The 26,340-nt window shown below is 59.0% G+C and carries 26 protein-coding genes; 18 read left to right on the forward strand and 8 right to left on the reverse strand.

Annotated elements, in window-relative coordinates; translation table 11 throughout:
- Nucleotides 1-28 precede the first annotated feature (28 nt).
- Entirely contained in the window at nucleotides 29-1,936 is a 1,908-nt protein-coding gene (locus AD665_RS05975; RefSeq protein WP_053191365.1) for a sigma-54-dependent Fis family transcriptional regulator, read from the reverse strand.
- Nucleotides 1,937-2,407: 471 nt separating this feature from the next.
- On the opposite strand from AD665_RS05975, the gene exaC reads away from it, so the two are divergent.
- From exaC to AD665_RS06030, 11 genes are all read left to right on the forward strand, one after another.
- Nucleotides 2,408-3,928, forward strand: a complete 1,521-nt coding sequence (exaC, locus tag AD665_RS05980; protein ID WP_053191367.1) for an acetaldehyde dehydrogenase ExaC — start codon at nucleotides 2,408-2,410, stop codon at nucleotides 3,926-3,928.
- A gap of 234 nt (nucleotides 3,929-4,162) precedes the next feature.
- A complete protein-coding gene (gene eat, locus AD665_RS05985) occupies nucleotides 4,163-5,533 on the forward strand; it encodes an ethanolamine permease (protein WP_024780099.1) in 1,371 nt (456 codons plus the stop codon).
- Between the two features lie 240 nt (nucleotides 5,534-5,773).
- Nucleotides 5,774-7,168, forward strand: a complete 1,395-nt coding sequence (locus AD665_RS05990) for an ethanolamine ammonia-lyase subunit EutB (RefSeq protein WP_024780098.1) — start codon at nucleotides 5,774-5,776, stop codon at nucleotides 7,166-7,168.
- An 11-nt stretch (nucleotides 7,169-7,179) separates the two neighbouring features.
- Nucleotides 7,180-8,004, forward strand: a complete 825-nt coding sequence (gene eutC / locus AD665_RS05995; protein WP_053191469.1) for an ethanolamine ammonia-lyase subunit EutC — start codon at nucleotides 7,180-7,182, stop codon at nucleotides 8,002-8,004.
- Between the two features lie 107 nt (nucleotides 8,005-8,111).
- Nucleotides 8,112-8,576, forward strand: coding sequence for a GNAT family N-acetyltransferase (locus tag AD665_RS06000; RefSeq protein ID WP_024780096.1), 465 nt, complete (start codon nucleotides 8,112-8,114; stop codon nucleotides 8,574-8,576).
- Nucleotides 8,577-8,872: 296 nt separating this feature from the next.
- Nucleotides 8,873-9,520 (forward strand): DedA family protein, encoded by a 648-nt coding sequence (locus tag AD665_RS06005; protein ID WP_024780095.1) that lies wholly within the window; start codon nucleotides 8,873-8,875, stop codon nucleotides 9,518-9,520.
- Nucleotides 9,521-9,526: 6 nt separating this feature from the next.
- Nucleotides 9,527-10,339, forward strand: coding sequence for a M90 family metallopeptidase (locus AD665_RS06010; RefSeq protein WP_024780094.1), 813 nt, complete (start codon nucleotides 9,527-9,529; stop codon nucleotides 10,337-10,339).
- Between the two features lie 110 nt (nucleotides 10,340-10,449).
- Complete coding sequence (ppa, locus tag AD665_RS06015; RefSeq protein WP_024780093.1) at nucleotides 10,450-10,977, forward strand: inorganic diphosphatase; 528 nt, start codon at nucleotides 10,450-10,452, stop codon at nucleotides 10,975-10,977.
- 195 nt (nucleotides 10,978-11,172) lie between these two features.
- Entirely contained in the window at nucleotides 11,173-11,904 is a 732-nt protein-coding gene (locus tag AD665_RS06020) for a LexA family transcriptional regulator (protein WP_024780092.1), read from the forward strand.
- A gap of 586 nt (nucleotides 11,905-12,490) precedes the next feature.
- Nucleotides 12,491-13,402 (forward strand): restriction endonuclease, encoded by a 912-nt coding sequence (locus tag AD665_RS06025; RefSeq protein ID WP_024780091.1) that lies wholly within the window; start codon nucleotides 12,491-12,493, stop codon nucleotides 13,400-13,402.
- Between the two features lie 94 nt (nucleotides 13,403-13,496).
- Complete coding sequence (locus AD665_RS06030) at nucleotides 13,497-14,051, forward strand: hypothetical protein (RefSeq protein ID WP_024780090.1); 555 nt, start codon at nucleotides 13,497-13,499, stop codon at nucleotides 14,049-14,051.
- A gap of 382 nt (nucleotides 14,052-14,433) precedes the next feature.
- Here AD665_RS06030 and AD665_RS06035 read toward each other — a convergent pair whose 3' ends face one another.
- Both AD665_RS06035 and AD665_RS06040 read right to left on the reverse strand, forming a co-directional pair.
- Nucleotides 14,434-14,793, reverse strand: a complete 360-nt coding sequence (locus AD665_RS06035) for a DUF6124 family protein (RefSeq protein ID WP_053191369.1) — start codon at nucleotides 14,791-14,793, stop codon at nucleotides 14,434-14,436.
- Between the two features lie 472 nt (nucleotides 14,794-15,265).
- Nucleotides 15,266-15,724 carry a GNAT family N-acetyltransferase gene (locus tag AD665_RS06040; RefSeq protein ID WP_053191371.1) on the reverse strand — a complete coding sequence of 153 codons (459 nt, stop codon included), beginning with the start codon at nucleotides 15,722-15,724 and terminating at the stop codon, nucleotides 15,266-15,268.
- Between the two features lie 286 nt (nucleotides 15,725-16,010).
- On the opposite strand from AD665_RS06040, the gene AD665_RS06045 reads away from it, so the two are divergent.
- The 7 genes from AD665_RS06045 to AD665_RS06075 all read left to right on the forward strand — a co-directional run bounded on the left by AD665_RS06045 (nucleotide 16,011) and on the right by AD665_RS06075 (nucleotide 20,999).
- A complete protein-coding gene (locus AD665_RS06045) occupies nucleotides 16,011-16,226 on the forward strand; it encodes a DUF1737 domain-containing protein (RefSeq protein ID WP_024780087.1) in 216 nt (71 codons plus the stop codon).
- A gap of 372 nt (nucleotides 16,227-16,598) precedes the next feature.
- Nucleotides 16,599-17,495: an HTH-type transcriptional regulator ArgP gene (argP, locus tag AD665_RS06050; RefSeq protein ID WP_024780086.1), complete on the forward strand. Its 897-nt coding sequence runs from the start codon at nucleotides 16,599-16,601 to the stop codon at nucleotides 17,493-17,495.
- A gap of 201 nt (nucleotides 17,496-17,696) precedes the next feature.
- Nucleotides 17,697-18,152, forward strand: a complete 456-nt coding sequence (locus AD665_RS06055) for a hypothetical protein (RefSeq protein ID WP_147460407.1) — start codon at nucleotides 17,697-17,699, stop codon at nucleotides 18,150-18,152.
- Nucleotides 18,127-18,642, forward strand: coding sequence for a GNAT family N-acetyltransferase (locus AD665_RS06060; RefSeq protein WP_024780084.1), 516 nt, complete (start codon nucleotides 18,127-18,129; stop codon nucleotides 18,640-18,642). Before AD665_RS06055 ends, AD665_RS06060 begins: the two co-directional genes overlap by 26 nt.
- Entirely contained in the window at nucleotides 18,626-19,438 is an 813-nt protein-coding gene (locus tag AD665_RS06065; protein ID WP_055136279.1) for a class I SAM-dependent methyltransferase, read from the forward strand. The genes AD665_RS06060 and AD665_RS06065 overlap by 17 nt, the downstream gene beginning before the upstream one ends.
- An 18-nt stretch (nucleotides 19,439-19,456) precedes the next feature.
- Nucleotides 19,457-20,047 carry a gamma carbonic anhydrase family protein gene (locus tag AD665_RS06070; RefSeq protein WP_024780082.1) on the forward strand — a complete coding sequence of 197 codons (591 nt, stop codon included), beginning with the start codon at nucleotides 19,457-19,459 and terminating at the stop codon, nucleotides 20,045-20,047.
- Entirely contained in the window at nucleotides 20,040-20,999 is a 960-nt protein-coding gene (locus AD665_RS06075) for an amidohydrolase family protein (protein WP_024780081.1), read from the forward strand. Before AD665_RS06070 ends, AD665_RS06075 begins: the two co-directional genes overlap by 8 nt.
- Before the next feature lie 45 nt (nucleotides 21,000-21,044).
- Here the strand turns inward: AD665_RS06075 and AD665_RS06080 are convergent, their stop codons facing one another.
- Genes AD665_RS06080 through AD665_RS06100 form a run of 5 tightly spaced genes read right to left on the reverse strand, consistent with a single transcriptional unit; the run spans nucleotide 21,045 to nucleotide 25,960 of the window.
- Nucleotides 21,045-22,364, reverse strand: a complete 1,320-nt coding sequence (locus AD665_RS06080; protein ID WP_024780080.1) for a tetratricopeptide repeat protein — start codon at nucleotides 22,362-22,364, stop codon at nucleotides 21,045-21,047.
- 42 nt (nucleotides 22,365-22,406) lie between these two features.
- Complete coding sequence (locus AD665_RS06085) at nucleotides 22,407-22,658, reverse strand: acyl carrier protein (protein ID WP_053191375.1); 252 nt, start codon at nucleotides 22,656-22,658, stop codon at nucleotides 22,407-22,409.
- A 32-nt stretch (nucleotides 22,659-22,690) separates the two neighbouring features.
- The gene (locus AD665_RS06090; protein WP_053191376.1) at nucleotides 22,691-23,608 is read right to left on the reverse strand and encodes a hypothetical protein; all 918 of its coding nucleotides are present in this window, start codon (nucleotides 23,606-23,608) and stop codon (nucleotides 22,691-22,693) included.
- Between the two features lie 53 nt (nucleotides 23,609-23,661).
- Nucleotides 23,662-24,606, reverse strand: coding sequence for a chlorinating enzyme (locus AD665_RS06095; protein WP_033034807.1), 945 nt, complete (start codon nucleotides 24,604-24,606; stop codon nucleotides 23,662-23,664).
- A 52-nt stretch (nucleotides 24,607-24,658) separates the two neighbouring features.
- Nucleotides 24,659-25,960, reverse strand: coding sequence for an AMP-binding protein (locus AD665_RS06100; protein ID WP_053191378.1), 1,302 nt, complete (start codon nucleotides 25,958-25,960; stop codon nucleotides 24,659-24,661).
- Between the last annotated feature and the right edge of the window lie 380 nt (nucleotides 25,961-26,340).

Raw genomic sequence — 26,340 nt, forward strand, 5'->3', positions numbered from 1 at the left:
AGGGCTTCGGTGCCTGGAGGAGCTGTGATCAGCGAGCGATCGCGTGTTTGCGCAGTTTCCGGTAGAGGGTATTACGGCTGATGCCCAACTGCTCGGCCGTGTTGGTCATGTGCCAGCGGGTCTGTTCCAGCGCATTGAGCAATGCCAGCCGCTCCGCGTCTTCCAGCGGATGTTCGGACGCGGGTGTTTCCTCCAACGCCGGCCGTGTCTGGCGAATCATCGCCGGCAGGTCTTCCAGCCCGATCCTGCCACCGTCGCATAACGCGGCAAGGGTGCGCAGGACATTGCGCATCTGCCGCACATTGCCCGGCCAGTCGAACGCCAACAGCGCCCGGCGCGCCGGTTCGTCGATGGACACTGCCTCGGTGCCACTTTCCTCGGCCAGCAAGAAGTCCAGCAACTGCGACTTGTCGCTGCGCTCGCGCAACGCCGGCAGAGGGATTTCCAGGCCGTTGAGCCGGTAGTACAGATCTTCGCGGAAGCTGCCGTCCTGCACTCGCTCAAGCAATTGCCGGTGGGTGGCGCTGATGATGCGCACATTCACCGTCTCGGGTTCGCCACCGATGGGCACCACCTGACGATCTTCCAGCACCCGCAGCAAGCGGGTCTGCAAGGCCAAGGGCATGTCGCCGATTTCATCCAGGAACAGGGTGCCGCCGTCGGCCTGCTGCAGCTTGCCGCGCATGCCTTCCTTGCGGGCACCGGTAAAGCTGCCGCCGCGATAGCCGAACAGCTCGCTCTCGATCAGGCTTTCGGGGATGGCCGCGCAATTGAGGGCAACGAAGTTCTTCCCTGCACGCTGACTGGCGTGATGCACGGCCTTGGCGAAGGCTTCCTTGCCGCAACCGGTTTCCCCGTTGATCAGCAGCGGGACATCACGCTCGAACACCCGCAACGCCTTGCGAAAATGCTCCTGCAGTTGCGCATCCCCCAGGCAGATGCCCGACAGTCGCGCAGGCTCCATGGCTTTGGGCGCCGGGACAAGCGGAACCGGGATGCTACGAGGCTGCCCCCGCAGCACCGCGAACAAATGCCGACCGTCACGGGTGCGCAGCGGCCAGCTGGCGCTGGCATGGACGCTGGTCCGGCCCAGCAATTCATCCAGTGAACAATCGAAAAACGCTTCTACCGGCTGGCCCAGCAAGCCACCGCGAATATGCCCCAGCAGGTTGAGCGCACTCTGGTTGACGGCGCAGATCCGCCCTTCGCCGTCGAACGCCAGCAAGCCTTCGCTGAACAACCCCACGGACTCGGCCTGCAAATGAAAGCGCAGCAGCCAGTGATGGTCGAAGCAGCGCAGGAAATAGCAGCTCTCGATCATCTTCGCCGAGAGATTGACCAGCGCCATGGTGTGGAACTGGCTCTGGCGCGACACGTCCGGCCGGGCCGAGGACACGTCGAGCACCGCCAGCAGTTCGCCATGTGGGTCGAACACCGGGCTGGCCGAGCAGGTCAGGCCGGTGTGGCGACCACGAAAATGTTCTTCCTGATGGATGGTCAGTGCCTGGCGCTCCACCAGGCAGGTGCCGATGCCATTGGTGCCTTCGCAGGCTTCGCTCCAGTCGGCACCGAGCCAGAGCCCGGCCCGTTCGAAAATCTTGCGCTCGCTGGGAGCGGTGACACAGTTGAGGATCACGCCCCGGGCGTCGGTGAGCAGCACCGCGTGGCCGGCGCCGGACAATTGCTGGTGCAGGCTGGTCATTTCGGAACCGGCAATGTGCAGCACTTGCTGCAGACGCTCGCGGCTTTCCAGCACCCGACCATGTTCGAGCACCGTCGGCGCCAGGTTCTGGGCCGGGTCGAGGTGATAGTCCTCAAGGCAGCGCAGCCAGGAGCGGGCAATCGACGGATCGCTGCCGGGTCCTTGCAGATGGGCCTTGCCCTGGGTCACCGTCAGGACCTGCTGGGCATGGCGACTCAAATGGTTGCTGTGCATTTCTTATTATTCTCCCCGAAGGTTGCGGCCTTGCTGGAGTCACTGCTGAACACCTAGCCCCAGGTAAAGGGTTGTTTCTGTGGGAGCAAGGCTTGCCCGCGATTGCCTTGGCGCGGATCACAGGTAGACCGCGTCATCGTTCATCGCGGGCAAGCCTTGCTCCCACAGGATGCCCGACGTCTCCATCGATATTTGGGCAACTCACAGATCGCCCCAGCATCCTCCAGGCACAAGCGCTTTGCAATGCTGGCGTGACCCGTCGGTAAACGGCTGTCTCACAATTGGCACAAAGTGTCACACACCCTGTATCGCAATCGTCACGCGTAGCCTCCATTGGTCCGATGAAACCCTCCGAAAGTCTTGATTTTCGGGCTCTGCACGGCAATGGCCCAACCTTTGCTCTAGGCTTAATTACCGGCGCTCTATTTGCGCGGCCTCCCGTATAAGCACAAAAGCCAAGGAGAACTCATCATGCGTTACGCTCACCCCGGTACTGAAGGCGCTATCGTTTCGTTCAAGAGCAAATACGGTAACTACATCGGCGGCGAGTTCGTCGCGCCTGTCAAAGGTCAGTACTTCACCAATACTTCCCCGGTCAATGGCCAGCCCATTGCCGAATTCCCACGCTCCACGGCCGAAGACATCGAAAAAGCCCTGGACGCCGCCCACGCGGCCGCTGATGCCTGGGGCGCCACCTCGGTTCAGGCCCGTTCGCTGATCCTGCTGAAAATCGCCGACCGCATCGAACAGAACCTCGAAACCCTGGCGATCACCGAATCCTGGGACAACGGCAAGGCCGTGCGCGAAACCCTCAACGCCGACATCCCCCTGGCCGCCGACCACTTCCGTTACTTCGCCGGCTGCCTGCGGGCCCAGGAAGGCAGCGCCGCCGAGATCGATGGCAACACCGTGGCCTATCACATCCACGAGCCGCTGGGCGTGGTCGGGCAGATCATCCCGTGGAACTTCCCGCTGCTGATGGCCGCCTGGAAACTCGCCCCGGCCCTGGCCGCCGGCAACTGCGTGGTGCTCAAGCCCGCCGAGCAAACCCCACTGGGCATCTGCGTACTCATGGAACTGATCGGTGACCTGCTGCCGCCCGGCGTGCTGAACGTGGTGCAAGGCTTCGGCAAGGAAGCCGGCGAAGCCCTGGCGACCAGCAAGCGCATCGCCAAGATCGCTTTCACAGGTTCGACCCCAGTCGGCTCGCACATCATGAAATGCGCCGCCGAAAACATCATCCCGTCTACCGTGGAACTGGGCGGCAAATCGCCGAACATTTTCTTCGAAGACATCATGCAGGCCGAGCCGAGCTTCATCGAGAAGGCTGCCGAAGGCCTGGTGCTGGCGTTCTTCAACCAGGGTGAAGTCTGCACCTGCCCGTCCCGCGCCCTGGTGCAGGAATCGATCTACGACGAATTCATGCAAGTGGTGATGAAAAAAATCGAGCAGATCAAACGCGGCGACCCGCTGGACACCGACACCATGGTCGGCGCCCAGGCGTCCGAGCAACAGTTCGACAAGATCCTCTCGTACCTGGAAATCGCCAAGGGCGAAGGCGCCCAGTTGCTGACCGGCGGCCAGGTGGAAAAACTCGAAGGCAACCTCGCCAGCGGGTACTACATCCAGCCGACCCTGCTCAAGGGCACCAACAAAATGCGGGTGTTCCAGGAAGAAATCTTCGGCCCGGTGGTGAGCATTACCACCTTCAAGGATGAAGCCGAAGCCCTGGCGATCGCCAACGACACCGAGTTCGGCCTCGGCGCCGGCCTGTGGACCCGCGACATTAACCGCGCCTACCGCATGGGCCGGGCGATCAAGGCCGGTCGCGTCTGGACCAACTGCTACCACCTCTACCCGGCGCACGCCGCGTTCGGTGGCTACAAGAAATCCGGCGTGGGTCGTGAAACCCACAAAATGATGCTCGATCACTACCAGCAGACCAAGAACCTGCTGGTCAGCTACGACATCAATCCGTTGGGCTTCTTCTAAGCCTTGGGGGCGATGCAGGTCATCCTGCGTCGCCCTTTGGATAGCTATCGCGAGCAGGCTCGCTCCCACAGGGACTGTGGAGCAACACCTATCCCCTGTGGGAGCGAGCCTGCTCGCGATAGCGTCATCACCGACACACTCAGAATCAATGCCCTGTCGCTGGCATGAGCTTTGCGTATCCGCTCCAAACCCCCAACCGAAAGTCCAACAGATCAAAAAGAACAGCGAGGACTTATGACAACTACCACCCAACTCAAACCCACACTCGGCACACTCCATTTATGGGGCATTGCCGTCGGCCTGGTGATCTCCGGCGAATACTTCGGCTGGAGTTACGGCTGGGGCACCGCGGGGACCCTCGGGTTTCTGGTCACCGCGCTGATGGTGGCGCTGATGTACACCTGTTTCATCTTCAGCTTTACCGAACTGACCACCGCGATACCCCACGCGGGCGGGCCGTTCGCCTACAGCCGGCGGGCCTTTGGCGAGAAAGGCGGCCTGATTGCCGGGATCGCCACGCTGATCGAATTCGTCTTTGCGCCACCGGCCATCGCCATGGCCATCGGTGCTTACCTCAACGTGCAGTTTCCGGATCTGGACCCCAAGATCGCGGCGGTCGGTGCCTACATCGTGTTCATGACCCTCAACATTCTCGGCGTCAGCATCGCCGCGGCGTTCGAGCTGGTGGTCACCGTACTGGCGGTGGCCGAACTGCTGGTGTTCATGGGCGTGGTCGCACCGGGCTTCAGCTTCAGTAACTTCGTGCTCAACGGCTGGTCTGGTGCAAACGAGTTCAGCCTCGCTTCAATTCCGGGCATTTTTGCGGCGATCCCCTTCGCGATCTGGTTCTTCCTCGCCATCGAAGGCGCGGCCATGGCCGCCGAAGAAGCCAAGGACCCGAAACGCACGATCCCCCGCGCCTACGTCAGCGGCATCCTGACCCTGGTGTTCCTGGCCATCGGCGTAATGATCATGGCCGGCGGCGTGGGCGACTGGCGCCAGCTGTCGAACATCAACGACCCGCTGCCCCAGGCCATGAAAGCCGTGGTCGGCAACAACTCCACCTGGATGCACATGCTGGTGTGGATCGGCCTGTTCGGCCTGGTGGCGAGCTTCCACGGGATCATCCTCGGCTACTCGCGGCAGTTCTTCGCCCTGGCCCGGGCCGGCTACCTGCCACGGAGCCTGGCGAAACTGTCGCGCTTCCAGACCCCGCACCGGGCGATCCTGGCCGGCGGCGTCATCGGCATCGCGGCGATCTACAGCGATGGCCTGGTGAACCTGCAAGGCATGAGCCTGACGGCGGCGATGATCACCATGTCGGTGTTCGGCGCCATCGTGATGTACATCATCAGCATGCTCAGCCTGTTCCGCTTGCGTAAGGTCGAACCGAACCTGGAGCGCACCTTCCGCGCTCCGGGCTACCCCATCGTGCCGGGTATCGCACTGTTCCTGGCCGTGGTGTGCCTGGTGGCGATGGCCTGGTTCAATACCCTGATCGGGCTGGTATTCCTCGCCTTCATGATCGTCGGCTACCTGTACTTCCAACTGACCGCCAAGCAACGCTCCGATGCGCCGGCGGACGCTATGCTCACAGGTATCTGACAGTGCACCGGCGCCGGGCCAAACGGCCGGCGCCAGCCTTATGGAAGTGCACGCAGAGCCTGCTGGGGGATCTGTGTTCCTTGCCTGAACACAGATCCCCTTGTGTGCGAGCCTGCTCGCGATAGCGGTGTATCAGTCGACTAATGTTTTACTGACCCTCCGCTATCGCGAGCAGGCTCGCTCCCACATGGGTTTCTGCGGTGTACTTGAGTTATCAAGAGAACCAGGAGGACACCGCCCATGGCCGCATTCGCCCATTCCGTCGGCGCCCAGACCTATCGTTTCGACAGCCTCAAAGAGCTGATGGCCAAAGCCAGCCCGGCGCGTTCCGGGGATTTCCTTGCCGGTGTCGCGGCGCTCAACGACGGCGAGCGCGTGGCCGCGCAAATGGCCCTGGCTGACTTGCCCCTCAGCCATTTCCTGCAAGAAATGCTGATTCCCTACGAAGCCGACGAAGTCACCCGGCTGATCGTCGACACCCACGACAAACACGCCTTCGCCGTGGTCAGCCACCTCACGGTCGGCGGCTTTCGCGACTGGCTGCTCAGTGACGCCGCCGACGAACACAGCCTGCGGGCACTGGCCCCTGGCCTGACGCCGGAAATGGTCGCGGCCGTGTCCAAGATCATGCGGGTCCAGGACCTGGTGCTGGTGGCACAGAAAATCCGCGTGGTGACAAAATTCCGCGGCACCCTCGGCCTGCGCGGGCGTCTGTCCACGCGCCTGCAACCCAACCACCCCACCGACGAACCGGCCGGGATCGCCGCGAGCATCCTCGACGGCCTGCTCTACGGCAACGGCGACGCCATGATCGGCATCAACCCGGCCACCGACAGCACGGCCTCGATCTGCGCCATGCTGGAAATGCTCGACGCCATCATCCAACGCTACGACATCCCGACCCAGGGCTGCGTGCTGACCCACGTCACCACCTCCATCGAAGCGGCCAACCGTGGCGTGCCCCTGGACCTGGTGTTCCAATCCATCGCCGGCACCGAAGCGGCCAATGCCAGTTTCGGCATCAACCTCAACGTGTTGAAAGAAGGCTACGACGCCGGGCTCAGCCTCAATCGCGGCACCCTGGGCAACAACCTGATGTATTTCGAAACCGGTCAGGGCAGCGCACTGTCGGCCAACGCCCACCACGGCGTGGATCAACAGACCTGTGAAACCCGGGCCTACGCCGTGGCACGACACTTCAACCCGTTCCTGGTCAACACGGTTGTAGGCTTCATCGGCCCGGAATACCTGTACAACGGCAAACAAATCATCCGCGCCGGCCTCGAGGACCACTTCTGCGGCAAGCTGCTGGGCGTGCCGATGGGTTGCGACATCTGCTATACCAACCACGCCGAAGCCGACCAGGACGACATGGACACCCTACTGACCTTGCTGGGCGTGGCCGGGATCAACTTCATCATGGGCATCCCCGGCTCCGACGACATCATGCTCAACTACCAGACCACCTCGTTCCACGATGCCCTCTACGCCCGCCAGACCCTGGGCCTGAAGCCGGCGCCGGAGTTCGAGCAATGGCTGGCAAACATGGGCATCTTCACCCAGGCCGACGGCCGGGTGCGGTTCGGCGACAACCTGCCTCCGGCGTTTCGTCACGCCCTGGCTCACTTGGGATGAGTGACCTGCCGATGGACAAAAAACCTGTCGATTCGCAAAACCCCTGGCTGGAACTGCGTCGCCTGACCCCGGCGCGCATCGCCCTGGGCCGCACCGGCACCAGCCTGCCCACACAGGCGCAACTGGACTTCCAATACGCCCACGCCCAGGCGCGGGATGCGGTGCACCTGGCGTTCGACCACCAGGGCATTCGCGCACAACTGGCCGAGCGCGGCCGCGAGAGTCTGCTGCTGCACAGTGCCGCCAGCGACCGCAACAGTTATCTGCAACGCCCGGACCTGGGCCGACGCCTGGATGAAGCCTCGGCGCAAGCGCTGGACGATTATGCGGCGGCCCATCCCGGCGGTGTGGACCTCGCCATCGTGGTGGCCGATGGCCTGTCGGCGCTGGCGGTGCATCGCCATACCTTGCCGTTCCTGGCCCGCCTGGAAGAACAGATCGCCGCCGATGGGTGGTCGGTTTCGCCAGTCATCCTGGTGGAACAGGGCCGGGTCGCGGTGGCCGATGAAGTGGCTGAACGCCTTGGGGCAAAAATGTCGGTGATCCTGATCGGCGAACGTCCCGGCCTCAGCTCGCCCGACAGCCTGGGCCTGTATTTCACCTACAACCCCAAGGTCGGCCTGACCGACGCCTATCGCAACTGCATCTCCAATGTCCGGCTCGAAGGCCTGAGCTACGGCATGGCGGCCCATCGCCTGGTCTACCTGATGCGCGAGGCCTGTCGCCGACAGCTTTCGGGGGTCAATCTGAAGGACGAAGCCCAGGTGCACACTCTAGAGTCGGAAAACGGTGCCGATATGAAAGGTAACTTCCTACTGATGCCGCCCCAAAGCTGAACCGTGCATCCAATTGCGTTTTTGATCCAATTTCAGGCAGCATCAAAAGCACGGCAGCGCGCCGTTGTTGTCAGACTTTGTGTCGATCTTTGTAAACGGGACCTGCCATGCGGATTATTCAAGCGACCCTGGAACACCTGGACCTGCTGACCCCATTGTTCGTCAAATACCGGGAGTTCTATGGCTCGCTGCCATACCCGGACTCGTCCCGGGCCTTTCTCGAAAAGCGCCTGCGCCGCAAGGAATCGGTGATCTACCTGGCCTTGCCCGATGACGACGACAGCAAACTGCTGGGCTTCTGCCAGCTCTACCCAAGCTTTTCGTCGCTGTCCCTCAAGCGCGTGTGGATCCTCAACGACATCTACGTCGCCGAAGACGCCCGTCGCCAACTGGTGGCCGACCACCTGATCCGCACCGCGAAAAAAATGGCCAAGGAAACCAACGCCGTCCGCATGCGCGTCTCCACCAGCAGCAACAATGAAGTGGCGCAGAAGACCTACGAGTCCATCGGTTTCAAGGAAGACACCGAGTTCAAGAACTACGTGTTGCCAATCAGCGAAGATCTCACCTGAATGCCACTGATCGTTCCCACGCTCCGCGTGGGAACGCCGCCAGGGACGCTCCGCGTTCCGCTTCAGCAAAGGTGACGCAGAGCGTCACAGGATGCATTCCCACGCGGAGCGTGGGAACGATCAATCGACATTGCACAATCCGAAATCCCCCGCAACAAACTCAACACGCCCATCACATTACAGCCCGTATAATCCCGATCTTCCCGGCTTGTAAGGAAAAGCTACAAACCCGGTAGCCCTATTCAAAGCCAGACCCACAAGCCCGCCCAACCCGGCCGTCATCACAGGTGTATTGCATGGATTTCAATCCCCTCGACCTCATTCTGCATCTCGATGTGTACCTCGACATGCTGGTGACCAACTACGGCACGTGGGTCTACGCCATCCTGTTCCTGGTGATCTTCTGTGAAACCGGCCTGGTGGTAACGCCATTCCTGCCCGGTGACTCGCTGCTATTCATCGCCGGCGCCGTAGCCGCAGGCGGCAGCATGGACCCGGTGCTGCTGGGCGGCCTGCTGATGCTGGCGGCGATCCTCGGTGACAGCACCAACTACCTCATCGGCCGCACGGCGGGCGAGAAGCTGTTCAGCAACCCTAATTCAAAAATCTTCCGCCGCGACTACCTGCAGCAAACCCACGACTTCTACGACAAACACGGTGGCAAGACCGTGACCCTGGCGCGCTTCCTGCCGATCATCCGCACCTTCGCGCCCTTCGTCGCCGGCGTGGGGAAAATGCCCTATGCGCGCTTCTTCGGCTTCAGCGTGCTCGGCACCGTCCTGTGGGTCGGCGGCTTGGTCACCCTCGGCTACTTCTTCGGCAACGTACCCTTCATCAAGCAGAACCTGTCGCTGCTGGTGGTGGGCATCATTTTGGTATCGCTGTTGCCAATGATCATCAGCCTGGCCCGCAGCAAACTGGCCCAGCGTGCTTCGAAAGCCTGATCGCCCATGTGGTCCCTGAGCAACTGGTGCCGCCAACGCACCCTCGCCAAGCATCCCGTGGCCGAGGACACCTGGCAGCGCGTGCGTCATCACCTGAGCTTCCTCGACGGCATCAGCGCCGCCGAGGACCAGTGGCTGCGTGAAGCCTGCGTGCTGTTCCTGCGGGACAAACACCTGACCGCCCTGCCCGGCGTCGAATTGCATCAGGAACAACGCCTGCTGCTCGCCGCCCAGGCCCAATTGCCGCTGATGCACCTGGGCGAGCTGAACTGGTACCAGGGCTTCCACGAAATCGTCCTCTACCCCGACGACTTCCTCAGCCCCCAGCGCCATCGCGACGCCAGCGGCATCGAACACGAATGGGACGGCGAACACAGCGGCGAAGCCTGGCCCCAAGGCCCGATCATCCTGGCCTGGGACGGCGTGCTCGCCAGCGGTGGCTGGGACGGCTACAACCTGGTGATCCACGAACTGGCGCACAAACTCGACATGCTCAACGGCGACGCCAACGGCCTGCCACCGCTGCACGCCGACATGCGGGTCAGCGACTGGGCCGAAGCCATGCAACAGGCCTTCGACGACCTCAACCGCCAACTGGACCATAACCCGGACGCCGAAACCCTCATCGACCCCTACGCCGCAGAAAACCCGGCGGAATTCTTCGCCGTCACCAGCGAATACTTCTTCAGCGCCCCGGACCTGCTGCACCAGGCCTACCCGCGGGTCTATGAACAGCTAAAGGCTTTCTATCGCCAGGATCCTTTGGCCCGGCTGCGGCAACTTCAAGCTGAAGATCCGGTCTATCAGCCGTCATACTAAGGTCTCTAAGACCCTGGTAACGTGGCATCGATGGCTGAATATGCCTATAATCGCCGCCACTTTTGGTCAATCCGACCAGCCTTTTGGTCAACTAACGGGGGCACCGCCCAATGAGTTACAGCAAGATTCCGGCTGGCAAAGACCTGCCGAACGACATCTACGTTGCGATCGAAATTCCGGCCAACCACGCCCCGATCAAATACGAAATCGACAAGGACAGCGATTGCCTGTTCGTTGACCGCTTCATGGCCACCCCAATGTTCTACCCGGCCAACTACGGTTACATCCCCAACACCCTGGCCGACGATGGTGACCCCCTCGACGTGCTGGTCGTGACCCCTTACCCGGTTGCCCCTGGCTCGGTCATCCGCGCCCGTCCAGTCGGCATCCTGAACATGACCGACGACGGCGGCGGCGATGCCAAAGTCATCGCAGTGCCACACGATAAACTGTCGCAACTGTACGTCGACGTGAAGGAGTACACCGACCTGCCAGCGCTGCTGATCCAGCAGATCGAGCACTTCTTCGAGAACTACAAAGACCTCGAAAAAGGCAAGTGGGTCAAGATCGAAGGCTGGGCCGGTGCTGACGCCGCCCGCGAAGCGATCACCAAGTCGGTTGCCGCCTACAAAGGCTGAAACTGATTTAAAGAACAACCCCGGTTTGCACCGGGGTTTTTTTATGTCTTAATAGCGCTTAATACAAAATCGTATTAACAGCGTTTAACTGCGTTTATCCCGCCGCTTTCAAATCCTGCAAACGGAAAGATCGTCTTATAAATTTGAACGACTTGTTTATTGCTCAAAACACAGTCGCTCCTAAACTTTCCGTTTATGAAAAAGACCTCCAGTGGCGACCGCTTCAGAGCCCTTCTCAAAGAAGCACAAATCCGATCCGCCGACTTCGCGAAGTTATACGGCGTTAAATCGCAGCACGTGAACAACTGGTTCAACCGCGGCATCCCGCCGGGTCGTATCCACAGTATCGCCGGCCTGCTGACCGTCAGCCCGCAATGGCTCGCCCACGGCGAAGGTCCACAAACCCCGTTGGGCCTCGGCCCCGGCACCACCTATGACGCCGCCGAAGTCCAGGGCGTCTACAGCGTGGCGGAAACCCAGGACATCGAACTGCCCTTCTACACAGAAGCCCCCATCGCGACGGGCAGCAGCAAAACCCACATCACCGAAATCCCCGACCAATCCATCCGCCTGCCCCGCAGCCACCTCGAATCCCTGGAAATAAACCCCAACGACGCCATCTGCACCACCATGGTCGGCGACAGCATGGCCGAACGCATCGAAGACGGCTCCATCCTCGCCATCGACCGCGGCCTCACCCAGGTCATCGACGGCCAGATCTACGCCCTCGAACACGACGGCATGCTACGCATCAAATACCTCCACCGAATCCCCGGCAACCGCCTGCGCCTGCGCAGCCACAACAGCGCTGCCTACCCGGACGAAGTCTTCAGCGCCGAACAGATCGAAGCGCAAAACATCAAGGTACTGGGCTGGGTGTTCTGGTGGTCCACCCTCAACAAGCAACGCCCGCAAGTGTTTGATTGACCCTGCGGACAAAAGGACAGTAGCCAACGCTCCCCGCCTGAGGGAGATTGCTTGTACCAAGGAGATCCTCTGTGGCGAGGGGATTCATCCCCGCTGGGCTGCAAAGCAGCCCCCCGCTTTTCCCTTGAATCACCGGTAACCCAATGATTCCACACCACTTACCCCTGGGCTTCCGAAGAAAACCCGCGTATCCTGCGCCCCACATTTGCGAGCCCATGCCTCGCACCGACAAGGCAGATCACTTTCTGACCAAGTCCCACAGCCGGCCGCAAGAGCCGGATGTACGTTTTGAAGGCTGGTGAGGTTTGTCAAAAACGAACTGAGTCAGTCAACGAGAAGCCGGCCATAAGCCGGCTTTTTAATGCCCGGCTCTCAGGAGTGGATCCCAATAGTCGCTCACTTTTAGGCCTGCCAGACGCAACGGCACATGAGAACTGGTCGCACAAGCCCCCAAACGTGAGCCCCAAGGTGCTGCGGGAGCATAAAGGTCAAACGTGATCGCAAGCATCAACCTGAAGGGACGACAAGCCCAAACCGCACCTGCTTTAATACGCCAGTACGCCGGTAATCGAACAGGAAGTTACTCATGCCCATCCCTGATTTTCAGAGCGTCATGCGGCCGATACTGGCTACGGTAGCCAGCAGCACTTCGCTGTCACTGAGCGAACTACGCGAGCGCGTTGCCAACGAGTTTAAGCTCAGCGAAGAAGAGCGTAGCGAGCGCCTGCCTTCCGGCAAGCAAACGGTGATCAATAACCGCGTCGGTTGGGCGCGCACCTACCTGAACAAGGCTGGGCTGCTCAGCATTCCTACCAAAGGAATGGTAGAGATCACAGAGCGCGGTCAGGATGCTCTGAAACACGGTCCAGCACGCATCACTATCCGGTGGCTCAAACAATATCCGGAGTTCGCGGAGTTTCATTCAGCCAGCCCCGCCGACAGTTCAGCACTGCCCCTGCAGAGTGAGCCGGTCGAGCAAGCTACCCCCGATGAGCAATTGGCGGCGGCACATCAGGCGCTGACACAATCATTGGCGGATGATCTACTGGCCCAAGTGCGCGCCGCCTCGCCAACCTTTTTCGAGCAATTGGTAGTCGATCTGATGATCGCCATGGGTTACGGGGGATCACGCAAGGAAGCAGGCCAAGCGACGCAGCAAACCAACGACGACGGCATCGACGGCATTATCAAGGAAGACAAGCTGGGCTTGGACGTGATCTACCTGCAAGCCAAGCGTTGGTCGAACACCGTACACCGCCCGGAGATTGACAAGTTCATCGGCGCCCTTACTCGCCAGCGCGCCCGTAAGGGTGTGTTCATTACCACTTCCGACTTCTCTAATGGTGCCCGCGAGGCAGCAATGAGCCTGGATATAAAGGTGGTGCTGATTGATGGCTTGGAGTTGGCACGGCTGATGGTCGAAAACAATCTGGGTTGTAACGTGAAGCAGGTTTACGAAGTTAAGCAGCTAGATAGTGATTACTTCGTGGAGGACTGACAGGAATTTCACTATCCCAACAAGGAGTATCCAGGACTCCTTGATAAATCGGGCGGACCTCCTCACCGCATGCACTACCCAAACGAGACGACGTATGCTTAATCAAAATTTGCTGAATGACTTCTCGACTTTGTTTGCCTATAGTTGGTATCGCGACTTCCCCTTGGATGGTTATAGCCGTGACATCGGCTCCCTCTCAGATTGGAATATCCATACCGGATACACCGTGCGCCGTGTCGCCGACCTAATGGGCTATTTCGCACACTTCGAGTCTGGCAATCGAACTGACGCGGTGATACGTGATACTCAACGGGCACCCATTGTTTTCGCCGAGTGGGAATGGTTAAGTCCTTATGAGAACAATATCAACGAGCCTGAAAAGCTCTGCAATGCAGCCCTCAAAGAGCGACCAGGGTTCTGCTTCCTGTTTAGCTATGCGCCGGTAGGAACAATTGAAAGGCAGCTGGGCTATATTTCCAGCAAATGGAACGCTGACGTACCGCTGCTTGTATCACTTGTGGAATTCGAGGGATGTACTACACGTATCTTCAAGGGCATGTCTATATATCGTTTCGACGGCGGAACTTGGCAATTACTGCGAGAGCAGCAAGCATTAGCTTGGAATGTACAAGGTGCGCGTTGGGCATAATGCTCCTACTTGAATTTAGAAGCTAACCTAGCCAGCCATCGACGCTTTTGCGCAGTTGGCCCCAGCTCAAACAACACAGGCTCACTATTCAAGATGAAAGCAAGGCGCACGGCTTTCTCGAAGCAATCAGCTTCTTTCGGCTCACACTGCGATAAGCGGTACCGACAATAGCGATTAAATAAGTCAGCCAGCATAGCTACTGGTCTAGGGCTCTGCCGTGATCATGATCGACATCAGCGATTAAATGAAATGTCACAGCTAAAACGGAACAACGGACCCTCGGCGCTCCCAAACCTGACAGTTCATTGCCGCGAGTTCTCGGGGACAGAAAAGGTCTTGCCAGGCAAGACCTTTTCTCAGACAGGGATAGGCAACTCCCCCGCTACCTCACCTCAACAATATCCAAAGCCCGATTCGCCAACAGCTCACTCAACTCAATCACCTGCAAAATCCCCAACGCCACATGCCGCCTTGACCCATCCAGGTCAAACGCCAGATCGCTGATCATGGCGTTCGCCGAAGCCAGGTTCTCACTGAGGTTCGCAAGCAAACACTCAGAATCAACATCAGGCGCGATAAGAAACAGCGGGTGAGCGTTGTCGGACGTTTCTTTTTCGGGTGTGGGCTTCAGATAGAAGTCCAACGCTCGCGCAGCAGCGTCGTCGAGTTTTTTGTTTCGGGCCGATTGGGCGCGGGAGACGGTATCGTCTGTGGTTGGAGGATTCGGAGTAACTTTTGCCATTGTCTTGCTTCCTGTAGTTGGAGCCATCACCCGCTCGCGACTAAACGATGGGAGGCAGCTGTACGCAGGTTAGTCGACCGGGGAAACAAGAAACCGGCGCGTCCGAGGACGCCCTGCGCACAGCCACCATCGAGTGCAGGATAGGAATCCTGACTGGATGACGCCTTGCACAACCTGTTTCACCCTGGGCGACTAAACCCGATCACTGATGAGCAGTGACGGATTCAAACTACCGAGGTGCCCCAAGACGCACAAGCCGGCGGATTCTGGCGTAGTTGTAGGCAATGGCGCAAGGCGATGTCGGTCGTGGCTAGTCTCGTGGAGTCACGATAAACAGCGGGCCGGAAGGTTGCTGATACACAGCTATCGCGAGCAGGCCCGCACCCAGGGGATTGGGTGTGGGCCAGGTGATCATGTTGCAGAGACGTAGCGTGTCATCCATCGTCAGGTTCTGCCTTTGTTGGGCTACTGCTTATAAACGCCGAGCCATCAGGCATTGTTCTTTCCCCCACGCCTCGAAGCGCTCCACCTCTTCCCAGCCCAGCTTGGCGTAGTAATGACTCTGGCTGTGGGTGTGCAGGTACAAGGTGGAAAATCCAGCCTCTCTCGCGTGAGTACAAATGCCTTCGATCAACTGTGCGGCGAGCCCTCTGCGTCGGGCTTCTGGTGCGATGTAGACGCATGCCAACCATGGCCCCAGTTCTGGCCGGTCGGGCAGGTCGTTGTCGGCCAATGAGGCGCCGCCCAGTAGTTGGCCTTGTTCCGTGGCGATCAGGCATTTCCAGCGTCCATCGTGTTGTCCGGCCGAGAATTCGTGCTGCCAACTGGCGAGAGATTGTTGTGTGAATTCGTAGCTGAACTCCTGATAAAGCCATTCGGCCATCAGGTCGCATTTGTCCATGTGGTGACTGAGCCAATCCATTTGCAGCATGTGGGGCGCTCCTTGGGTGTTCTCTGGTATCACTGATGAGCAGTGACAGGCCTCAAACTACCGACCCAACCCAAGGCGCACAAGCCGGCGGACTCTGGCGTCATTGCAGACAACGCTGCGAGGCAGTGTCGGTTGAGGGGTTTGTCAGGGACATCAACGCAGCATGACCGTTGTTGGCCCCGATCCACGGCGAGTAGACTGACTCACGGTGTGCAGGACGCCATTCCACGGCGGCGTCGAACAGACGGCGAGCATGTCGCTGCCAGTGTACTGAAGGAGAAGAAGCATGAGCCTACCGCCCGACGGGCTTCCCATTTACAGGGTGCTGACAGGCCCCGACGATGCTGCATTTTGCCATCGGGTCAGCGATGCCCTGAAAATGGGTTATGCGCTGCACGGCGGTCCGGCCGTCACGTTCAATGGCGAGCGAACCATCGTCGCTCAAGCGATTATCTGGCCTTCGGGTTCAGGCACGACGGTGCCTTCTGACGAGACCAGATAGCACTAAAAAGCCATGACTCCATCCGGCAAACGGATTGGATCCAGGGCTTGTCTCAAGGTGCGTAATGGGGCTATTTTGTGTCCGCATAAGAATATAGCCGTTCGAAATATTATGACTTCAAGTCAGGTGCAAGCCGTGCGATTCGTCTCGAACAGGAAATTCGAACGCGACGCTCCACTCCCTTGGGCGGGCTTGTGATTCGAACAACTGGGGCAGCGTTCCCCATGACAGTCTTCCTTATTCAAACGATCCGAACTTTCGGATTGCTGCCAATGAAAATGTATGTGGGGTGGCGACTCAGCCACGAGCACACGGATGTTCATAACCTTGCGTTATTAGCCTGATAACGCAGTGGCTTACAGGGAGGTTGACATGCTGGATCGCCAACAGTTGGAAGCGTTTGCCTGTGTCATTGAGCATAAGAGTTTTGAACGCGCAGCCTCGGCGCTCAACATCACCAGCGGTGCCATTTCGCAACGAATAAAGTCGCTGGAAAACTCGCTTTCAACCATCCTGGTCATTCGCGAAAGACCGATCCACCCCACGTCAGCCGGCCAGGCCCTACTGCAGCATGTCTCGGCATTGCGCTCGCTGGAACATGATGTCCTGAGGCTGCTTTCGCGCAAGGGCAATACCAATTCAAAGATTGCCATTGGTGTACATCCCGACTCGCTCAACACCTGGTTCGCCCCTTTACTGATCGAGTTGATGCGCGCCGAACAGGTCTGTGTGGAAATCATTTCCGATGACCGCTGCTCCAGCCTGAACATCCTCAAACGCGGGGATGTCCAGGGTTGCGTTTCGGTGGTTGCCGAGCCCCTCGATGGATTTGAAGTCCATCCGCTGGGGGCCATGGAATACAAATGCGTCAGTACACCTGACTATATGCACCGCTATCTGGCCCGGGGCATGGGCACGCATTCGCTGCTCGATGCGCCGGCGATCACCCGCGGGCGCAATGACACGCGCCATACGGCCTTCCTCCGCGAACTGCTTGGTGTTTCGATCGAGCGCTTCCCTTGTCATTACTTGCCTTCATTGCCCATGGTCCAGGATGCGGTCCTGGCGGGGCTTGGCTATACGCTGATGCCTGCGGATGTCGCCGCGCCGTTGCTCGAAGAGGGGCAGTTGGTCGATCTGATGCCGCAAAACTGCTACAGGGAACCCCTTTACTGGCATGGCTGGATGAACCACTCAGTGGTCAAGGATCTGGTGGGAAGACGCATCATCGATACCGCCAGCAAGTCCCTTCAACCCGCGCCCTGTTGAGCGATCCGTAACGACGTCAAGGCTCGTTAAGCGTTACTGCCGTCGCTTTAAAAAATCTAACGCGCCGTTTGCGCGTCATGCTTGGGCGTAGACTCAAGTGACATCAAGACAGGGTGAGTGAGGGGGCTCGTCATCGTGAAAAGTACTGGATCGGATGCTTACCACGCGCACCCCATGGCCCCCGATGCCATATTGAGATGTTTGACTGATTCCATGGGGAGCGATACCTGGCAACGGGTCCTCGCCCACCGTTTCTCCACGCCGGATGACTGTGTCGCGGAGATATTCAATTCCCGCCGGCCGGGCGGTGCCTATCTCTGTACGCGCTGGGACGGGGTGCCGTCGGGCTGGGCCGTGTACTTTCGGTTTCACGAACGCGCCGGCTACGACGGCAGCATGAAGCTGGTCCTGCACAGTGAGGACGAAGACGCCAGTTCCACTGTTTTCGACGTGCTCTCCACGGCGTGCGTTTCAAGGGGAATAGAGCAAGGCGTTCACACGCTGATCAGCGTGGTGGACAGCCATATGCAACACCATGCCTCATGGTTTTCCGACAGCCCCTTCCTGTTGGGCGGCGCAGTAGGCGCACGCGGAAATTCGATGCTGAACGTGTTTTACAGGAAGTTACTAGATGATTCGGCCGGCCACTCCCGATGATTTGCCCTCCATGGTGGAAACCTACAATCAGGCCATTGCCGACAAGGTATTCGCCAACTGCGATGTCCCCCACGACTCGATTGAAAAGTTCAGGCTGACCTATTTTGGAAAAGATCGGCGCTTTGCCGTGCTTGTCTATCTATCGAGTGATGGCGATACGGTCGCGTGGGGTGCCCTGAAGCCATTTTCCGCCCGGCCCGACGACGAAACCATGGCGGAAGTCGCCGTGTATGTGCGGCGAGACATGCGCGCACGCGGGGTCGGTATTCGATTGTTGCAGGCCCTGGAGGTCTCGGCCCGGGAGGCAGGTTTCGAATCGTTGGTCGCCATTATCCTGGGGCCGAATCACGCCAGTGCCCGCGGGTGCAAGTCTCAGGGCTTTGCCGAATGTGTACGGATTCCTCGAATCGCAAGGCTGGAAAACAATCTGGTCGACATAGTCTGGCTACAGAAAAAAATGGAAGGGAATGCTCATGGTTTTGATCGTTGACGAGTCGTATCAGCTGGGAACCTTTCGTGACAACGAAGACTCCCTGCGCCGCCTGAAATCCCAGGCAGGTATTGCGCTGGACCTGGAGTTCGATCACTTGAGGCAAGCCGGCCTGACCCAGGGACAACGGGTTCTGGATGTCGGCTGCGGTCCCGGCATCATCACCACCCAGATCGCGCTTCGTGCCCAGCCAAGCCGCCTGACGGCACTGGATTGCAACGAAACCAGTATCAGCGAAACGCGCAAGCAATTGTCCAGCGCCGGGATTGACGAAGCGCAGGTACGCCAATGCAACCTTTATGACGACAGCCTGACCGACACCGGGCAGTTCGATTTCAGCTATGCGCGGATGGTCTTCCAGCATTTGTCGGACCCGTTGAGCGCCTTGCGCAATATCCACCGCAGCCTGGCCATCGGCGGGCGACTGTGTATCTGCGACATTGACGACCGTTGGTTCGGCGCGTCACCCCAGCCGCCCGAGCTGCAGTCATTTCTCGCTCGCGTGGCCAGGGCTCAAGCCGCTCGCGGAGGCGATCGTCACGTCGGCAGCAAGCTGGCGAGTTACCTGGAAGAAGCCGGCTACGGCGATATCCGCTGCAGCATGTTGCTGGTCTCCACCTCGTTGATCGGCGCGAGCGCCTTCTGCGACCTGGTCTTTGGCTACAAGATGGAAGTGATTCCAGAAGACGAACTCGAACTGGCCCGACGCGAGATGGCCGTGATCACGCAAAGCATCGAGAGCCCGGGCGGTTGGGCGGGGATCGGCGTATTCTTCGTCTCTGGAGAAAAACAGTAACTGAAAGGAATCGAGCACATGCCTGACAAAACCGAACTCAACCAGAAAATTGCTCCCACGGCGCGGATTGCATCGAGTGCTGTCCTGGAAGGCAATGTGTCCATCGGTGCCGGAACGGTCATAGGGCACGGTGCGGTCCTCGTCGCAGAAGGCGGTGAGCTGTCGATCGGGGAAAACTGCATCGTCATGGAAAATGCAGTGATACGCAGCACCGCCCATGACGACTGCCACATCGGCAATCACGTGATGGTGGGACCGCACTGCCATCTGACCGGTTGCCGCATCGATGACGAGGTGTTTGTCGCAACCGGTGCGTCCGTCTTCAACGGCGCTCGCCTCGGCAAAGGCACGGAGGTCCGCATCAACGGGGTGGTCCATATCAAAACCGTGCTGGAGGCAGGCACGACGGTGCCGATCGGCTGGATCGCCGTGGGCGATCCGGCACAGCTCTTTTCTCCGGACCAGCATGATCAGATCTGGGACGTACAGAAGGACCTGGATTTCCCCCGTTACGTTTTCGGCGTTGACCGCGAAAGCGAAGGCGTCGTCAGGCAGATGATGGAGCGTTACGCACGCTTCCTGCGCAAGCAGCAGGTGGGCGATGAGTGATGTGCCCGGGGATATCGACGAACCGACGCTCATCGACGGCCATAGCCACGTCGCCTCCACACGTTTCACCCCGCTGAGTTTTCTGGAGGGGGTGGCCGATAATATCGAAGTGAAGCTGCGGGCCAGCGGATTCCCGGTTTCCCGGTCGAGAATCATCGATCAGTTCCAGCGCGAATTAAGCGACCACCAGGGGGACGCCCAGGTTGCCGCGATGGACAGGGCGGGAATCAGTCGCTCCGTCCTGCTGCTTCCGGACTTCTCCTTCGCGTTGCCGGACGTCGAACTGAGTATCGATGAGATGTTCCAGGAACACCGAGCGATTCTCCAGCGCCATGCCGGACGTTTCGACATCTTTGCCGGCGTGGATCCACGCTGGGGGCAGGACGGGCTCGACCTGTTCATCCGTGGCATCGAGGAGTACGGTTTCAGCGGGCTGAAGCTCTATCCACCTTGCGGATACCAGGCCGATGACCCGGCGCTGACGCCCTTCTACGAATACTGTGACGCTTATCGCCTGCCGGTATTGCTGCACATCGGGCCGACCTCCCCGGCGCTCTCCTTCGCTCCCGCCCAAGCGATGTGGGTGGACGAACCGGCGCGTCGCTACCGGAATATCCCGTTCATCCTCGCCCACGGGGCGGTCAACGATCAGGCCCAATGTATCCAGCTCTGCAAGTACCGCCCCAACGTCTACCTGGACCTGAGTGGCGCCCAGCACGCAATAGATGCCCGCGGCAACTCACCCATGCTGACCACGCTGTTCCAGAGCGAGATCAATCACAAGATCATCTTTGGCACGGACTGGCCCATCAATAATCATGAAGCGATCAATAAACGACTGCGCGCATTCATCGTCGACCCGGATCAGGGTATTGGCGCTCACGATGCGCGCCTGGTGCTTTCGGGGAACATGCAACGCCTGCTCGACGGAATCACCCCGCACGGCCGGTGAGGACAGTGCATTGCGCTCTTGAGCGCAACGCACCGACCTGTCCGGTCAAGCTCGCAGGTGGATCGGCTCCTCATCCTGTAAACGGTCGACAAAGAACGTACGAAAGGGTGAAGGGTGACGCAGGCTGCGTCCCTGTTGGATGAGCTGTCTTGCACGATCGAATTGCCGGGCCCGTATGGCCGCCTCGATCGTGGTCAGTTCCAGCAGATCACGTTGCGCATTGCTGCCGCCAATGGCCCGCACCGCCGGCAATATCTTGCTCAACAATTCCAGGGCACTGTCGTAGTCCTCTTGCTGGAAGGCAATCAGCCCCCGGCAAACGGTGCGAGTCACGTTGGCAATCATCGGGACCTTGGCATACGTGGCGTCGATACGTCGCAAGATGCGCTGCACCAGCACCTGGTGATTGGAGCTGGCCATCGCCATGATCGAATGCACATCGTTGAACCAGTACTGTGATTGATCGATGGACGGCATCCAGTATTGCGCCACTTCCTGCCACAGTTCGGAGACATCCACCCCCGTCAGCGACAAGCGCCACAACAGACTGACTGCGTCCAGATCCTCATATCCGTCTGGGTCGTTCTTGATCCTGATTTTCTGATGAAAAGTCTGCAGGACCGCATCGGGGCGCTGCATGTAGAGATTGAACAGCGCGTGATGCCACCACAGATGAATGCGCATGCAGAGGTTGTCGGCCCAATTACGCTCGGTGTCGTCCAGCCACTTCAGCGTTTGGGCGTACTGCCCACGTTCGTAGCCGACGTGACAGGCGGCATGGATCGCATAGATGTCCCGCGGGTTGATCGCCAGCGCGCACTCGGCCGCGATACTCGCGGCGTCATAGTCGCCGTTTTCCACCAGGGCAAAGGCTTCGATGCCCCGCACGTACCCATACAGCGGATGCGCGGGTCCCCAGAAGGGCCTTATCGCGACCACGGTTTCGCGCATCCGCTCGGTCCACCCCATGTTGAACTCCAGCATATGCACGCTGAACAAGGCCACGATGTCGCGCGGATGCTGGACCAGCAGTTCGCGCCAGCAAGCATGGGCCTGATCATAGTCCTGGTTGACCCAGTGATTGCAGGCCGCCAGATGCCCTCGCTCACGGGGGTTCAACCGTTCAGGGTCGAGACTGCCCAGCAGCAGCGTGGCCTGCTGGATCTGCCGGTCTTCCATGCTCGATAACCTGACGACACTTTCGATCAACCGAGAAATCGGGCAACGCACTTCGCGCCGCTGCAGGAGTGGGAGTGGATCGAACTCCATTCCAAGAATGCCCGTCAGGGCAGTCTCCAATTCGTCTGCTTCGGCGGCGTCCTGCACTCGCACAGGCACACCGCGAGAATCAATGAACTCGATCATAAAAAGTCCTTCCTGTGGGTCTCTGCGTCGGCCTGGACATTCTCACGCGGCCAGTTCAGCGAGCCTGGCTGGAGTGATGCCGTTGACCAGCGCGGCCGGGTTGATCTCGCGATCGAGCCGCTCATGGATCAGATTCAGTATCGCGATCAACAGCATCGAGTTGCCCCCGGCGTCGAAAAAGTCAGCCTGATCGGTTTGTGCCGGATGCTTGAGCACCTCGGCCCAAATGGTGTGGACCGTCGACAACGCGCTGGTGTCGGTCGGAGTGTGCAGTTCCTGGGTTGGCATGTTCATGGGCGTTCCTCCAGAGAGCGATATTGGATGGGTCACGGTTGATGTTTGTATTGAGCAAGCAGGTTGGCGCGCAGGTTGGGGGCATCGATCGAGAACAGGAATTTCTGGTCCTCGGCCGGCGTGTTCTGTCGGACATAGTCGACATAGTTGATTAACGTATCTGCCGAGAAGCAGTGCCCGCAGCGCGCCACGTTATCCAGGTACAGCTGCCGGCGCGAAAACCCGAGGCGTGTTTCCTTGAGCTGCGTCACGGGGCGGAAGATGTTGTTGCAAAACACTTTGCTGACATCGGCCAGGGTTACCGCGCAAGACTCCAGTACGTCATTCAGGATTCGCCCGTAAAGTTCAGGCTCGTCTTTCCCGTGATTGGACGTGATCGGATCCTGGCTGACACCGAAACGCGCGGACACTATTTCCAGGCCCGGCCCATCGCAACGGGTCACCAGGCAACTGGCCGCCGAATCGCTGAGCAAGGCAAAGTTGTTGAAGCGTATGGACTCGTCGTAGACCTTGTCGGCGGTGATGATCAGGATGTTGTTGTAGATCCCGCTGCGCACCATGCTTTCAGCCATCACGATCGCACTCATGAAACTGATGCAGTTGTTCAGCGTGATGCCGATGGGAAACGCTTTCTTCAGTTCCAGACGTTCATACAGTCGAACGTTGTAATTGATGTACTCGATCTCGTTTCCGGGAAAACAGGTCGAGCAGAACATGACGAAATCGACATCGTCCGAAGATACGCGGCTCTGGGCCAGGGTCTGGCGAGCGGACCTGATGCCCAGGTCGAATATGTCGCCGTCGGTCTTGAAGTAACTTCCCCAGCCAAATACCGAGGGTTCATCCGGATAACCAAAGCGATCAAGCATATTCTTGAAGTCAGGCACATCGTGATAAGGACGTTCGACTTCACCCAAGGCGTAGGAACAAGCGTCAATCATTATGCGCATGCGCGTTCGTCCTTATACAGAACAGGGCCGGAGACGATCCGGCCCGACAGTGATCAGGCAGGGATGAACGGCTCGCCCAGCATGTTCTTTTCGCGAATGCGGTTATGGGTATAGCGGTTCTCGCCCGACACCACGACAGCGCCGTAGTTTTCGAGGCTGACCTCTCCACCGAACTCGTGAAGCATGTCGGTATCGGGGTGGATAAGGACTTCCGGCGGTACGTAGCGAGCGGAGTACCCCAGGCGCATCTTGTCGGTCAGCCCCAGGTGCGGCAGCGAGGAGTGCAGTACCGTCGACCAGAAAATCACGCATTCGCCGGCTTTCATCTCGAAGTAGACCGCTTTCGACTCGTCAGGCTTCCAATCCGGATCGACCTGCAGGTCGCGGTAGTCGTAGCCCCACAATCCACGGCGGACGCCATCCTTGACGAGGTCATTGTTTTTCTCGGGGTTGAATATCAGACGCTTTTCTTCGTCGTAATGCATCATGTTGTGGGTGCCGGGGACGATCGCCATGCAGGCCGTGTCTTTCATCGTGTCGGTGAAAGCGGTCCAGGCGGTCAGCGTCCCGCGCCGCCCCGAGTCATCAGGCCAGACGATATGAGGACGCCCCGCCACCCCGGCGAAGGTGTTCGCCTGGTGCCAGTCGGTCCCGGCATCTCCCGGGTACTTCGAGAAGAACTCGGTGCGCCAGCACAACAAGTCTTTGCCCATGAGGCTGCGCACTTTATGTACGATCCTGGGGTTACAGACATGTTGACCGAGAAAAGGGATATCCAGATGCCGGTCATAGTTGGCGAGATTATTATTGCCTGCGTTGGAGATTGTATTGTCGGAATAAACGGCATTGCTGCGATCGAGTGTCTGCAGACGCACTGTTCGCCATTGCCGCTCCATCTCTTCCGGCTCATAGACCTTGAACGGCTTTACATATCCATTCTTGAAGAAAAAAGCAATTTCCTCATCGCTAAGTCCGAAGTCTTCTTTTAACGCGTCCAAGGTAAATCTCCTTGCCTTCTCAGTGTGGAAGATCAATGTTTTGCGTGACGACTCAGTTGAATACGCAAGTTTCGTATCGGGACGATATGTTCTTGCGCTGCAGTTTCAGGTTTCGGGTCAGCAAACCGTTCTCGGCGGTGAACGGTTCGGTGGACAGGAAATAGTTGCGTATCGGTACACTGGCGCCGGCGTTGTAATCACTGATGGTTTTTTCAATCAGTTGCCGGGAGCCCGAATCAATCTGTTCGACCACCAGCAACATCCCCAGGTGGGGTCGGCTGGCACCCAGCGCTACGGCATACTGCACGCAAGGCAGGCTGTTGAATGATTGTTCGACGGCAGTGGGATGAACCTTCTGGCCACCCGAGGTGATGATCGTGTCGTTCTTGCGACCCTCGATGAAAATAAAACCCTCATCGTCGATGCGACCGACGTCGCCCGTGGCGATCGCGACTTCATCCCGATACACCGCTTGTTCGACATCAACAGGCTGGTCCACATAACCGCAGGTCAACCGTTGACTCGACCTGAGTAGAATTTCCCCGTCACTTTCCAGCGTCACGCTGCCTGGAACCAATGCCCGTCCCACCGAGCCGGGCCGGTTATGCTGGAGAGTGTTGACTGCGATAGGGCCGTACTCCGTCATGCCATAGGCTTCGAGCAGCGGTAGCCCACCAGCGCGATACCCCTCCAGGATGGCCGACGGCAGTGCAGCCATGCCACTCCACATCTGCCGCATGCCAGTACCGAACAACTCGCGCAGCTTCTCGCCGCGTCCATCCGCCAGGCGCCACATCGAGTCATAGAAAAGCGGAGGGGCCAGAAACAGGCTGGGGGACGTTTGCTTCAGGGCCTGCATGACGTTCTGCATGTCACTGAGAACGATGTCGATGCCGGTATCGATGCACCCGTAGATCAACAACTTCTGCTGATAATTGGAGAGGGGCAGGAAGATCAGGAAATTGTCGTCCTGTCGTGCACCGATGGCTGAAAAAAACTGCCGGGCATTCAGCAGGACGGTCGCGTTATTGACACGAATCTTCTTCTGTTTGCCGCTCGTCCCGGACGAAAAAATAATGGGACCTGCAACCGGAGCGAATGCATTCGAACAGGCCGGGTTGCGGAACAGCCTCAAGCCCTGGAGTGTTCCAATGGGTTCCCACGGACCGGTGTCCACCTCATCAAGGAACAAGGCGCTGACCAGCAGAAAGGCAATGTTCTGCTGGCCGATGTCGACCAGGGCGCTCCCGGCGGTTTTCTCGGGAACCTGCAGGGCGATACAGCCGATATCCAACAAGGCGAGATCCAGTAGAAAAGCCGCCTTGCCATTTTCGGCGATCACTGCGACCTGCATGCCCGCCTTCAGTCCAAACTCACCGAGCTGCCGCGAAACAAGCGAAACAGCCTGGTACAAGTCAGAGAACCGGACACGCTCCATTTCAGTACGCCCATGAAACACAACCGTATTTCGCCGGTTCTCTTTCAACTTTGAAATCAGTGTTTGCAGTCCTTCACTTCTCACGCTGCTCGCTCCTGCGTCCGATGGCATCGGTGGTCAGAGCCTACTACCGGCAACCGCCCTCGTGGCGTTGCGTTAGGTTTTTGCAGTGGCCTTTAGTTTTGCTAACGCAAGTTGCGGAGCATGTCGGGGCCTGGGTATTTTCAGGCGTCTTCGTAGCGCCTTGTCAGCCGATCATGAAGGCGAGGACGTGCGATTTTTTTCGAGGACATCGT

The organism is Pseudomonas corrugata (genome assembly GCF_001269905.1).
Taxonomy (GTDB): domain Bacteria; phylum Pseudomonadota; class Gammaproteobacteria; order Pseudomonadales; family Pseudomonadaceae; genus Aquipseudomonas; species Aquipseudomonas corrugata.

Excerpts from the sequence above, each read along its gene's own strand:
- AD665_RS05975 (WP_053191365.1), bottom strand. The coding sequence starts at position 1,936 with ATGCACAGCAACCATTTGAGTCGCCATGCCCAGCAGGTCCTGACGGTG.
- AD665_RS06065 (WP_055136279.1), top strand. The coding sequence starts at position 18,626 with ATGGTTTTGATCGTTGACGAGTCGTATCAGCTGGGAACCTTTCGTGAC.
- argP (WP_024780086.1), top strand. The coding sequence starts at position 16,599 with ATGCTGGATCGCCAACAGTTGGAAGCGTTTGCCTGTGTCATTGAGCAT.
- AD665_RS06040 (WP_053191371.1), bottom strand. The coding sequence starts at position 15,724 with ATGCTGCAAATGGATTGGCTCAGTCACCACATGGACAAATGCGACCTG.
- AD665_RS06035 (WP_053191369.1), bottom strand. The coding sequence starts at position 14,793 with ATGGCAAAAGTTACTCCGAATCCTCCAACCACAGACGATACCGTCTCC.
- AD665_RS06100 (WP_053191378.1), bottom strand. The coding sequence starts at position 25,960 with ATGCAGGTCGCAGTGATCGCCGAAAATGGCAAGGCGGCTTTTCTACTG.
- AD665_RS06060 (WP_024780084.1), top strand. The coding sequence starts at position 18,127 with ATGATTCGGCCGGCCACTCCCGATGATTTGCCCTCCATGGTGGAAACC.
- AD665_RS06010 (WP_024780094.1), top strand. The coding sequence starts at position 9,527 with ATGTGGTCCCTGAGCAACTGGTGCCGCCAACGCACCCTCGCCAAGCAT.
- AD665_RS06090 (WP_053191376.1), bottom strand. The coding sequence starts at position 23,608 with ATGCGCATAATGATTGACGCTTGTTCCTACGCCTTGGGTGAAGTCGAA.
- AD665_RS06005 (WP_024780095.1), top strand. The coding sequence starts at position 8,873 with ATGGATTTCAATCCCCTCGACCTCATTCTGCATCTCGATGTGTACCTC.
- eutC (WP_053191469.1), top strand. The coding sequence starts at position 7,180 with ATGGACAAAAAACCTGTCGATTCGCAAAACCCCTGGCTGGAACTGCGT.
- AD665_RS06070 (WP_024780082.1), top strand. The coding sequence starts at position 19,457 with ATGCCTGACAAAACCGAACTCAACCAGAAAATTGCTCCCACGGCGCGG.
- eat (WP_024780099.1), top strand. The coding sequence starts at position 4,163 with ATGACAACTACCACCCAACTCAAACCCACACTCGGCACACTCCATTTA.
- AD665_RS06075 (WP_024780081.1), top strand. The coding sequence starts at position 20,040 with ATGAGTGATGTGCCCGGGGATATCGACGAACCGACGCTCATCGACGGC.
- AD665_RS06080 (WP_024780080.1), bottom strand. The coding sequence starts at position 22,364 with ATGATCGAGTTCATTGATTCTCGCGGTGTGCCTGTGCGAGTGCAGGAC.
- AD665_RS06000 (WP_024780096.1), top strand. The coding sequence starts at position 8,112 with ATGCGGATTATTCAAGCGACCCTGGAACACCTGGACCTGCTGACCCCA.
- exaC (WP_053191367.1), top strand. The coding sequence starts at position 2,408 with ATGCGTTACGCTCACCCCGGTACTGAAGGCGCTATCGTTTCGTTCAAG.
- AD665_RS06085 (WP_053191375.1), bottom strand. The coding sequence starts at position 22,658 with ATGAACATGCCAACCCAGGAACTGCACACTCCGACCGACACCAGCGCG.
- AD665_RS06030 (WP_024780090.1), top strand. The coding sequence starts at position 13,497 with ATGCTTAATCAAAATTTGCTGAATGACTTCTCGACTTTGTTTGCCTAT.
- AD665_RS06025 (WP_024780091.1), top strand. The coding sequence starts at position 12,491 with ATGCCCATCCCTGATTTTCAGAGCGTCATGCGGCCGATACTGGCTACG.
- ppa (WP_024780093.1), top strand. The coding sequence starts at position 10,450 with ATGAGTTACAGCAAGATTCCGGCTGGCAAAGACCTGCCGAACGACATC.
- AD665_RS06020 (WP_024780092.1), top strand. The coding sequence starts at position 11,173 with ATGAAAAAGACCTCCAGTGGCGACCGCTTCAGAGCCCTTCTCAAAGAA.
- AD665_RS05990 (WP_024780098.1), top strand. The coding sequence starts at position 5,774 with ATGGCCGCATTCGCCCATTCCGTCGGCGCCCAGACCTATCGTTTCGAC.
- AD665_RS06045 (WP_024780087.1), top strand. The coding sequence starts at position 16,011 with ATGAGCCTACCGCCCGACGGGCTTCCCATTTACAGGGTGCTGACAGGC.